Source organism: Deinococcus marmoris DSM 12784 (assembly GCF_000701405.1).
Lineage (GTDB): Bacteria > Deinococcota > Deinococci > Deinococcales > Deinococcaceae > Deinococcus > Deinococcus marmoris.
On record NZ_JNIV01000134.1, the window covers coordinates 1 to 9,961 of the forward strand.

Below are 9,961 nucleotides of genomic sequence, written 5' to 3' on the forward strand. Positions count from 1 at the left end.
AAAGGAAAGCGCACTGACCTGCAAACCAGATTGGCCCAATCGACGATATTCCATAGCGTCACCTCGCATGACACCCTAAGCCGAAACAGCACATCTGTTCTTGATTTCAGTACTGGACAACTTCACTTTTTCGTCGTCCAGATCGGCAGAAAGCTTGATATGAGCAACGATCCCGTCTGGGACAAGAAATGCGCTGAGAACAGCTTCTGATCTCAAGCGCTTGTCGGCTCTGTCAGGAGGCGGCACGATGGATACAACGTTCTCTCAAACGTCATCCAAGCGACGAGCAAAGGCTTTTTCGCGTGCCAGTGAAGCTTAAATCCAAGTTGTCCGGTACTGAAGTTCTTGATCTCCGGTTTAGATATGCCAGGCGTCTTCTCTCGAGCTTCAGGCCCGCAGGTGGACGAACTGCCCAGTTTGATAGAGCAACAGCTTAAAGTTCTCCCCAGACAGGTGACTGAGGCGGGCGCAGCCGTTGCGGGCATTCCCTTCGTCGTTTATCACGGTTAGGTCAACGCCGACAACGACGGCCCAGTGGAGGTTTGCGTGCCGTACAGCGGCCACCTGACGCCCAGTGGCGGGCTGACCCTGCGCGATGAACCCGCCCATACCGAGTTGCTCACGTCCCCGGTGTGGAACACGGCCCGGCTTCCGCTCTCGATCAGCACGCTGGCGGCCCCGAGCAGGTGGCCGCTGGGAAACAGCGTGAAGGCAAAGCCGTGATCGCTGACCCACGTGAAGTACGGCACCGGGCGCAACCGTTCGAGGGTGCTCTTCATCTCGTCGGCTGAGAACAGCAGCTGACCTTGCATGGTGGTGACCTTGAGGGTGTCGCCCAGGACCAGGGTGGCGATGCGGGCGGTGGCCTCGGTGCAGTAAATGGCCAGCTTCGGGAAGCGCCGGATGACCACCGGCAGCGCGCCGACGTGGTCCAGGTGCGCGTGCGTCAGCACTATCGCGGTAGGCGGGTGTTTAGCGAGCAGACCGTCGACCGGTTCACCGCCCCCCATCCCGCCCTGGGCGGCCTGAGTCCGCTGGAACTGCAACGCACCCGTTACGGCGAGCGCAAGCTCACGGCCTTCTCCCAGAACATGCTTGACGGCGCTTTCCTTTGATCGCGTACTGCCTCGCGCACCAGAGCGCGCTCCTGGCGCGGCCTGACGGTCTGACTACCGCCAGCGGGGAGGCCCGCTGGAACAGTGGCGGCGTGTTCGTCACCTCCACGGCCGAACACGCCGCCGCTGGCCGCCCTGGAGGTGCTGAACTACGCTGGGATCTCCCGGCAGATGAACGGCTACGAACTGATCAAGGTGGAGGTGGACGGGCGCTCCATCCAAACGGCTGATCCCGCAGTGGACGTGCGCGACCACGGTCAGACTCGCCCGTACGGCGACGCATGGGTCCGGAGTGGGCGCAGCCTGGTCCTGCGCGTCCCGAGCGCCACCGGACCCGAGTCCTGGAACCTGCTACTCAACCAGCGCCACCCGGAATTCCTGACGCTCACGTCCGTCAGGCTCGGGCCGTATGCCTTTGACCAGCGCATCACCGACCTCCTACTGAGCCGACACAGGGAGGCCGGCGCGAGGTGCGCCGTCACTGCGGCAATGGGAAGTGTTTGCTGGGGTGGATCCGCGCGGAGTTCGGCCTGAAGGGGCTGGGACGGCGCAACCTCTTCCTGATCGTGCGCGCGGCGCAGGGCGTGGGCGTTCACCTGTCTCCGGAACCGCTGGCCGGGATTCTTGGGGTCCAGCGGACCAGCGCGGCCAGTTCAGGCAATCCGAACGAGGGCGTCAGCGACCAGCTCCTCCGGGTGTGGTCGGAGAAACCGCTGCACCGCACGCCGCCGTGCGTGAGGCTGGCGGACGCCCCGGCCGTCTACGGTCCAGGGAATGTCGTCAACCCCAGGGCCAGGCCGTACGGCGGCCCGAACACCTGGGTCTCCGCTCGCCTGTACTCCGATCCGGAACCGTGGATCGAGTTGCGCTGAGATCAACCGGTGGCTCTAGGCGAAGTCATGCTCACCTTCGACGACGTGAAAGAAGATCTCATCACTCTGCATCACCACCGCTCACCGTGGCGGGTCATCCCCGAACTGGTCCAGGACTACCGCCTGGAAATGTGTCTGCCGGAGTGGTGGAAGCTCGTGGAACAGGTGAGAGACAACCGCCGCCGCCGCACACACACGCTCGGCGGCGCCGAGATCAGCGCCATCCGGGTTGTGGTGAAGCCGACCAACGGCGCAGCCAGTACACGGCTGCTGGAAGTCGGGGCCTACGGCAGTTGGAGCGGAAATTCGGTCCGTCTCGTGCCTGGGGTTTGACGACTTGCCCGCCGACTTTTCGTAGGGCAGTCTAGTTGAACCCGCTCTAAACAGGCCGTGAGCACGACGCATGCCATATCGTGGATGGATGACGTGTCGTTCCGGCGGTCATGCGACTTGGTCAAACCAGCGTTCCTGACGACAAACGCGTCCCACTGACGGAGGTTCTTCTCATGAAAAGACTGACACTGGCCCTGGCCTGCTTCTTACTTCCCGCCTCACTTGCTTCCGCGCAGTCCGGCACCGTGACGATCGCCACGGCGAATGACGCGCCCACCCTGGATCCCAACCTGACCTTCAGCGGTCTGGCGTTCGGAATCACCAACCACATCTACGACAGCCTGCTCGCCCGTGAAGACGACGGCTCCATCAAACCGCGCCTGGCCACCAGCTGGAAACGCATCAACGCCACCACCTGGCGCTTCGAGCTGCGTAAGAACGTGAAGTTCCAGGACGGCACACCGTTTAACGCCGCCGCCGTGAAATTCAGTGTGGAGCGGTTGATCGCGCCGGACAGCAAGGCCCCCGGCGGGTACGTCCTGAACATGATCAAGACCATCAAGGTCATCGACGACGACACCATCGAGTTCGTGACCGCCGATCCGTTCGCCCCCCTGCTGGCCCACCTGACGCACCCAGTCACGGCCATCGTCTCTCCGACTGCCGTGAAGGCCAGCGGTAAGGATTTCGCCCGCAACCCCGTCGGCACCGGCCCGTTCAAGTTCAGCAAGTGGAATACCGGCAACCAGATCGAACTCGCCGCCAACCCCACGTACTGGGGCGGTAAGGTTGCTATTCAGAAACTGGTGTTCCGCATCATTCCCGATGTCAGCACCCAGATCGTCGAGTTGAAAACGGGCCGGGTGGATTTGATCACCACCGTTCCACCCGAGAGCTACAAGGAACTGGACGCGGATAAGAATCTCAGCGCGTTTAAGAAGCTCGGCTGGGGCACCACTTATCTGGGCTTCAACACGCAGAGCGGCGTCACCAAGAACGCCCGTGTCCGGCAGGCCATCTCCCAGGCCATCGACCGCGACATGATCGTGAACGTGCTGCGTCAGGGTCTCGCCGTGAAGGCCAGTGCGCCCATCCCCCCCACCGTGTATGGAGCCGGCAAGAACTTGCCCGCGACCAGCTACAACCTGAACGCGGCCAAAGCCCTGCTGACCCAGGCGGGCGTGAAGCCCGGCACGAAGATCACCCTCGCGACCTACGAGAGCGCCGAGAACCGCCAGCTGGCCGAGGCCATCCAGTTCTCGCTCCAGCAGCTCGGGTTCAATGCAGCCGTACAGATCACCGACTACGGCACCTACAGCACCAACATGCAAAAACCCAACCACGCCGAGCTGTTCATCAGCGGCTGGGGGACGGTCACCCTGGACGCCGACTACGCGCTGTACGCCCTGTTCAGCAGCAAGGAAATCCCCGTCAACAACTGGTCGTTTTACAAGAACGTCAAGGTGGACAAGCTGCTGCTCGACGCCCGCCGCAGCAGCGACCAGCCCAAGCGGCTGGCCCTGTACCAGGACGCCCAGGAGCAGATCCAGAAGGATATGCCCTGGCTGACGCTGTACTACCCCCTGACCGCCTACGCCAAGACAAACCGGCTGCAGGGCGAGGACTGGCGCTATTCCTGGATCAACCTTGACCTCAGCAAGGCCACAGTCAAATAGGGCCCTGGTGACGAGGTGGGAAGAGATGACCGCAGTGGGACCAGTGCCCGTCCCTGTAGGAGCGGCTCTCCCCTCCCGGTGTCCATAGGCCACGTTCTACGTTCCGAGGCAGAGCCTCGGAACGTATTTCTTTCTTTACCGTCCGGGAGGATCACATGATTCAGTACGTGCTGGGGCGGTTGTTGGGCACGTTGCCCGTGTTGCTCGGGGTCACGGTGCTGGTGTTCTTGCTCCTCAAATTCGTGCCGGGCGATCCGGTGGTGGCGTTGCTGGGCGAAGAGGCCCAGGGGATGTCCGCCGCGCAACTCGACAAACTGCGGGAGGCGTACGGCTTTACCGATCCGTGGGTGGTGCAGTACGGGCGCTTTCTGCAGGAATTCGTGACTGGAAAGCTGCTGTCTCTCAGAACGGACACGCCGGTGTTGACTGAGATTCTGCAACGCTTTCCGTACACGTTGCAGCTCACATCCGTCGCCCTGGGCCTGTCCGTGCTGGTGGCGATCCCGCTGGGTATCATCGCGGCGGTCCGGCGCGACACGGTGTGGGACAACGTCATCACCACGATTTCTCTGCTGGGGATTTCCATTCCCAGTTTCTGGTTCGCGATCATGATCATGCTGCTGTTCGCGCTGCAACTGCGCTGGCTCCCCCCCAGTGGCAGCGGCACACTGGCCCACCTGGTCATGCCTGCCCTGACACTGGCCTTCGGCACGCTCGCCATCCAGATCCGCATGATGCGGGCCAGCCTGCTCGAGACCCTGCCGCAGGATTACGTCCGCACCGCCCGCGCCAAGGGGCTTCCGCCCAGGAAAGTGCTGCGTCACGCGCTGCGCAACGCCCTGATTCCGGTGGTGACCGTGATCGGTCTGGAATTCGGTAGCTTGCTGGGCGGCGCGGCCATCACCGAGTCCATCTTCGCGTGGCCGGGTCTGGGACGTCTCACGCTGGACGCCGTGATCAGCCGGGATATTCCGCTGGTGCAGGGCGTGGTGGTGTTCGCCGCCGTCGTGTTCACACTGGTCAACCTGGCCGTCGATTTGCTGTACGGTCTGCTGAATCCCAGGGTGCAGTATGGCTGACGTCACGGCTTCCTCTTCATCTGGGCGTTCGGCGCGTCTGCCGGGCGCTCAGGGCTTCTGGCCGCGCCTGCTGTCGCGCCCGGCAGCCCGCTTCGGCCTGGGTCTCCTGACACTGCTGATCCTGGCCGCGCTGCTGGCCCCGGTCCTCGCCCCGGACGCGCCGAACGCCCAGAACTGGCTGGACCGCCTGAAACCGCCCAGTGCGCAGCACCCCTTCGGGACCGACGCCTTCGGGCGCAGTGTGTTGACCCGGGTGCTGTATGGCGCACGAATATCGCTGCTGGCCGGCATTCTGCCCGTGGCTCTGGGTCTGACTGTCGGCACCACCATCGGCATTCTCGCCGGGTACTTCGGTAAGACCACGGACCGCCTGTTCATGCGGCTGATGGACGTCCTGCTGGCTTTTCCGGGCCTGCTGCTGGCGCTGGCGATTATCGGGACGCTCGGCCCCGGCTTCAAGAATGCCGTGATCGCCATCGGCGTCGGCATGATCCCGGTCTTCGCGCGGCTGAGCCGGGCCGAGGTGATGAATGTCAAGACCAATGATTTTGTGGAAGCGGCAGGCGCACTTGGTGCTGGTCACGCCCGCATCATCTTCCGTCACCTGCTGCCCAGCATGACCAGCCCGCTGGTGGTGCAGTCCACCATCAGCATCGGCAGCGCCATCCTGAGCACGGCGGGGCTGAGCTTCCTGGGTCTGGGTGTGCAGCCGCCGACCAGCGACTGGGGCGAGATGCTCAGCAGCGCCCGGCGCTACTTGCCCGGAGCGTGGTGGTTGACCGTCTTCCCCGGCATCATGATCGCCCTGACCGTGCTGAGCTTTAACCTGATCGGTGACGGTCTCCGGGACGCTTTGGACCCCCGTGCCCGACTGAGGAGAACGAAACAGAAATGACCCCGACACAACCTACCCAGAAGACCATGACCATCCATCACGCCGGACAGCAACGCTACACGGCCCACAACGCCGCTGGACAGCAGATCGTCATCGACATGACGCCCGAACACCCCCTGGGTGTCGGGCCGATGGACGCCGTGTTCGCCGCTCTTGCCGCCTGCAGCATGAGCGATGTGGTGGAGATTTTGCGTAAGCGCCGCACGCCGGCGCAGAAATACCGCGTGGAACTCACGGGTTTCCGCGACGGCGAGCATCAGCCTCCCCGGTACTACCGCTACCTGATGCGGCACGTCGTCTCCGGCGAGGGCATCACCCGGGAAGATGTGGAGAAGGCTGCCCACCTGAGCCACGAGAAATACTGCACCGTGGGGGCCAGTCTGAATGCTGAAGTGGACATTGAGGTCGTCCTGAAAGAGGGATGAGATTCAGCGGGAGAGCAGAGTTGGCCTGCCCTGGGAACGTCTCCAAACGGCTCTCTCAATTCACTGCAGATCAGCAGGTGGGCTGGAGAAGTTTCCCTGCAGGCTGATCTCGTCCAGCCGTAAATACAGTGCAGTGAAACTCGGGTGATGTCGGCATGGAGGCTACGCCCATTCGCCCTGGATCTTCCACCCAGGGCGAAACCCGATGCGGTCCAGTTCCGCAGGCGCGCACCCGGACAGCAGGACCCTGAGCTCGTCGGTCCAGGGGTGGCCTGGATCGAGAGCCTGAGTCAGGCGATGAAGGGCGGACAACCGGGGGGTCAGGCGGAGGGCCGCCTGATCCTCTTCAGCAAACGACTGTTGATGAAGCAGCCGCTTCACCGGTCCTCACGCTGGGCGAAAGCCTCGAACAGCTTCGATCAACTGCCCAGGGTCATAGTCTCGGCCACCATCCAGATCGGCGGCAGTTCGCTCTGGTCATACCGCTCCCGGTAATGACCCACGAACAGGTCAGGCATGGCATGAAAATCGCTGAGGGCTTTGGCGAGGAATTCGCCGTGGTTGAAATATTCGCTGGGTAGGGTGAACAGCTCCGGTCATTCCATCACCGTTTCATCTCAAACGCTGGTTCCCCATGTTGGACCCTTGGAGAGACGGCGCTTTTCTACCTCTCAGAAGTTCACCAGTCCGCCATCCGCCGGCGCAGCCCTTCATCGCTCCATTTGGCATAAATTCTCGCTGTTTCCAGCGCCGCGTGGCCCAGGTGCCGGGCGACGTCATCTAAACTCGCTCCCTCCCGTGTCAACCGAGTGCCTGCGTAATGTCGCAGCGCGTGATGGCCCCGGTAAGCTACGCCGGCGCGGGTACAGAGCCGCTGCAGGCGTTCGACCGCAGCGGGGTAGCTCCCACCGATCACCTGATCACCTTCGGGGAGGGCCTCCAGCGCCGTCTTCAGGCTCTCCCCCATCGCTACCCGGCGCTGCTTCCCACCCTTGCCATGCCGGACAGTCAAGGACTTGATCTCGATCGCCACGTCGTTCCAGCGCAGATCCAGGGCTTCGCTCACCCGCAGACCGCCATGGGCGCAGAGCAGCAACTGCGCGCGCATCCGGGCGTCGGCGGCGAGCACGAGCACCTGCACCTCTTCATGGGTGTAAGGAACGCGCTTGTCCCAGGCTGCCGTCGGATCTCGGACCGGTTTGACGTCTGCAAAAGGGGCGGCCTGTGTGACCTCAGCCCAGCGCAGTGCCGAATACAGCAGCCGTACCCCAGCGAGCTGCACCCGTGTGCTGGATGCACTCAGTCCCGCAGCTTCCACGGACCGCACGAAACGCACCCCATCTCCTGAAGTCGCGCGCAGGAGGTTCACGGTTTGATGCCCCGCATACTTCAGAAATCTATTCACCGCCCATCTGTAGGCTTTTAGAGTTCGTGGGCTGGTCTCTGTTCCGCTGGCCCCGTGCAGGGTGAGGTACGCCTCAGTCAAACTCCACAGCGCTTCGGCGTCCAGGTCTCGACACGCCTCGACACCTCTCCGTCTCCTCTCTTCAGGGTTGAGGTCTGCCCAGGTTCTGGCCCGGTCAAAAACCTCTGCGCGATACAGATCAAGCTCTAATCCCATACCCCATAGATAACACTGATTAACTACGGGGTCGGAATCCCTGCCTAAAAACCAGGCTCTAGGAGGTGCAAACAGTCGATGTTCATAACTGTAGGAGTAGTCTGATAAGCTTCCTACAGTTATGAACGACGCCCCCATGACTGACCGGGTGCTGGACCTCTTCGCGCGCCGGGGGGGTTACCTGACCGCCCAGGACGCCGCCGGCGCCGGCATCCCCGGCATTACCCTGACCCGGCTTCTCCGGACCGGCGTGATCGAACGTCCCCAGCGGGGGGTCTACCGGCTGACGGACACCGGCGGGCTGGAGAGCGTGCCGGCAGAACTCGACGATCTCCTTGAGGTCCAACTCCGCTTCCCGTACGCCCGGCCCTGTCTGGTGAGCGCACTGCACCTGCACGGCCTGACCACCACCCGGCCTGCCGCCCTCCAGTTCGCCGTCCCGGCCAACCACCGCCGCCCGGTGCTGGACTACCCAAGGCTGGAAGTGTTTTACTTCGGGGTTAGGTTCTATGGCAGTGGCCTTGAGGTACAGGATGTGCGGGGCTGGGCACTGACCACCTACACGGCAGAGAAGACGCTGACCGATCTGCTGCGCTACAGCTCCAAGTATGGCCGGGAGCTGTACCTCGAAGGGTTGAAGAACTACCTCCGCCAGCCAGCGGCCTCGGTCCACGCTCTGGTGGCGACGGGCAAAGACCAGGGGGTCTGGAAAACCCTCGGCCACGATCTGGAGGTGCTGGGCCATGACCAGGACCACTGACCTAGAGCAGATGCGTGTGCTGGCCCGGCTGGATGCCAGTGCTTACAGCGAGCAGTTCGTCCTCAAAGGAGCGCTGAGCCTGTTCGCCCGCTACGATCAGGCGGCGTGCCCGACTGAGGACCTGGATCTGGCTGCCTGGGGACTGCCCAACACGCCGGACGGGATCGGGGCGGTCCTGCGCGAGATCGCGGCCTTGCCTTATGGTGATGGACTGCTCTTCGACGCGGCGGTGCGGGTCTCCCCTATCAACGAGGCCCTCAAGTGCCCCGGCGTCAGCGCACGGCTCACGGCCCGGCTGGAATCGTCGCGCGCCGATCTCCAGATCGACGTCTCGTTCGGCAACGCGATCACGCCTGCGCCGGTGGTCTGGACCTTTCCGCCCCTGCTGCTCGACCACGGCGTGCCGGTACCGCTGTACCCGCTGTACCCGCTGGAGACGGTGCTGGCCGAGAAGTTCGCGGCACTCGTGGAAATCGGCGAGGCCACCACGCGCATGAAAGACCTCTACGATCTGCACGTCATCCTCTCGAGGGAGTCGTTCAGTGCAGTTACCGTGATCCAGGCGCTCCGCCGGAGCTTCGAGGCCAGGGGGACACGGCAGGAGGTGGCGCTGGTGGTCCTGGCGCAACCATTCGCGCAGTCTGAAACCCTGACGCGGCGCTGGCAGCAGTACCTGAACCGCACGCGTTTCTCCGCACTGCCGTTCGACGCTGTGATGGACCAACTCAATTCTTTCTTTGAGCAGGTCCTGACCGATCAGCAGTGGAAAGTTTGAAGCAGATGAAAGTATAAAGTTTTGTAATTTTGCACCGATGAAATTTTGTATCGACGGTGAATGGCTGAGCAACACATGTCGTTTTTTTACTCTAGGAATGAGAGCGCGTTTATAAAGGGTCAGACCCGGTGGCAAGCTTGAGGTGTGAAACGCAAGCCTTACTCGTCGGACCTGACCCAAGCCCAGTTTAAGCGGCTCGAACCACTCCTCCCCTCTGCCAAGCCAGGAGGGCGGCCACGCACGGTCGATCTCTACGAGGTGCTGTGCGCGATCATGTACGTCTTGCAGGGCGGCATTGCCTGGAGAAACCTGCCGCATGACTTTCCAGCGTGGCAGACGGTGTATTCGTACTTTCGCCGTTTTGAAGCTGACGGTTCATGGGAGGCGATCAATCGCGTCCTGGTGCGGGA

Annotated in this window: 15 protein-coding genes; 12 read left to right on the plus strand and 3 right to left on the minus strand. The window is 62.8% G+C overall.

Annotated elements, in window-relative coordinates; translation table 11 throughout:
- Positions 1-210 (plus strand): hypothetical protein (locus Q319_RS28410; protein WP_034416115.1); only part of this gene is annotated, 210 nt, incomplete at its 5' end.
- 296 nt (positions 211-506) lie between these two features.
- Here Q319_RS28410 and Q319_RS0120880 read toward each other — a convergent pair.
- Entirely contained in the window at positions 507-953 is a 447-nt protein-coding gene (locus Q319_RS0120880) for an MBL fold metallo-hydrolase (protein WP_029484361.1), read from the minus strand.
- Between Q319_RS0120880 and Q319_RS28005 the strand changes: the two genes are divergently transcribed.
- The 8 genes from Q319_RS28005 to Q319_RS0120920 all read left to right on the plus strand — a co-directional run bounded on the left by Q319_RS28005 (position 942) and on the right by Q319_RS0120920 (position 6,395).
- Complete coding sequence (locus Q319_RS28005; RefSeq protein WP_162178688.1) at positions 942-1,115, plus strand: hypothetical protein; 174 nt, start codon at positions 942-944, stop codon at positions 1,113-1,115. The genes Q319_RS0120880 and Q319_RS28005 overlap by 12 nt on opposite strands.
- Before the next feature lie 84 nt (positions 1,116-1,199).
- Entirely contained in the window at positions 1,200-1,649 is a 450-nt protein-coding gene (locus tag Q319_RS29195) for an RES family NAD+ phosphorylase (protein ID WP_415813932.1), read from the plus strand.
- Positions 1,616-1,987, plus strand: coding sequence for a hypothetical protein (locus Q319_RS0120895; RefSeq protein ID WP_029484362.1), 372 nt, complete (start codon positions 1,616-1,618; stop codon positions 1,985-1,987). Before Q319_RS29195 ends, Q319_RS0120895 begins: the two co-directional genes overlap by 34 nt.
- Positions 1,988-2,014: 27 nt before the next feature.
- A complete protein-coding gene (locus Q319_RS0120900; RefSeq protein WP_029484363.1) occupies positions 2,015-2,320 on the plus strand; it encodes a hypothetical protein in 306 nt (101 codons plus the stop codon).
- Between the two features lie 173 nt (positions 2,321-2,493).
- The gene (locus Q319_RS0120905; RefSeq protein ID WP_034416117.1) at positions 2,494-3,996 is read left to right on the plus strand and encodes an ABC transporter substrate-binding protein; all 1,503 of its coding nucleotides are present in this window, start codon (positions 2,494-2,496) and stop codon (positions 3,994-3,996) included.
- 155 nt (positions 3,997-4,151) lie between these two features.
- Entirely contained in the window at positions 4,152-5,075 is a 924-nt protein-coding gene (locus Q319_RS0120910; RefSeq protein ID WP_029484365.1) for an ABC transporter permease, read from the plus strand.
- Complete coding sequence (locus Q319_RS0120915) at positions 5,068-5,970, plus strand: ABC transporter permease (RefSeq protein ID WP_051655629.1); 903 nt, start codon at positions 5,068-5,070, stop codon at positions 5,968-5,970. Before Q319_RS0120910 ends, Q319_RS0120915 begins: the two co-directional genes overlap by 8 nt.
- The gene (locus tag Q319_RS0120920) at positions 5,967-6,395 is read left to right on the plus strand and encodes an OsmC family protein (protein ID WP_029484367.1); all 429 of its coding nucleotides are present in this window, start codon (positions 5,967-5,969) and stop codon (positions 6,393-6,395) included. Before Q319_RS0120915 ends, Q319_RS0120920 begins: the two co-directional genes overlap by 4 nt.
- A 419-nt stretch (positions 6,396-6,814) precedes the next feature.
- Here Q319_RS0120920 and Q319_RS29200 read toward each other — a convergent pair whose 3' ends face one another.
- On the minus strand, positions 6,815-6,985 hold the full coding sequence (locus tag Q319_RS29200) for an Abi family protein (RefSeq protein ID WP_415813937.1): 171 nt from the start codon (positions 6,983-6,985) through the stop codon (positions 6,815-6,817).
- A gap of 89 nt (positions 6,986-7,074) precedes the next feature.
- Positions 7,075-8,016 carry a tyrosine-type recombinase/integrase gene (locus tag Q319_RS0120935; protein WP_051655630.1) on the minus strand — a complete coding sequence of 314 codons (942 nt, stop codon included), beginning with the start codon at positions 8,014-8,016 and terminating at the stop codon, positions 7,075-7,077.
- A gap of 121 nt (positions 8,017-8,137) precedes the next feature.
- Here Q319_RS0120935 and Q319_RS0120940 point away from each other — a divergent pair, with 121 nt between their 5' ends.
- The 3 genes from Q319_RS0120940 to Q319_RS27525 all read left to right on the plus strand — a co-directional run.
- Positions 8,138-8,776 carry a type IV toxin-antitoxin system AbiEi family antitoxin domain-containing protein gene (locus tag Q319_RS0120940; RefSeq protein ID WP_051655631.1) on the plus strand — a complete coding sequence of 213 codons (639 nt, stop codon included), beginning with the start codon at positions 8,138-8,140 and terminating at the stop codon, positions 8,774-8,776.
- Positions 8,760-9,551, plus strand: coding sequence for a nucleotidyl transferase AbiEii/AbiGii toxin family protein (locus Q319_RS0120945; RefSeq protein ID WP_051655632.1), 792 nt, complete (start codon positions 8,760-8,762; stop codon positions 9,549-9,551). Before Q319_RS0120940 ends, Q319_RS0120945 begins: the two co-directional genes overlap by 17 nt.
- Positions 9,552-9,695: 144 nt before the next feature.
- Positions 9,696-9,961 (plus strand): transposase (locus tag Q319_RS27525; RefSeq protein WP_156039511.1); only part of this gene is annotated, 266 nt, incomplete at its 3' end.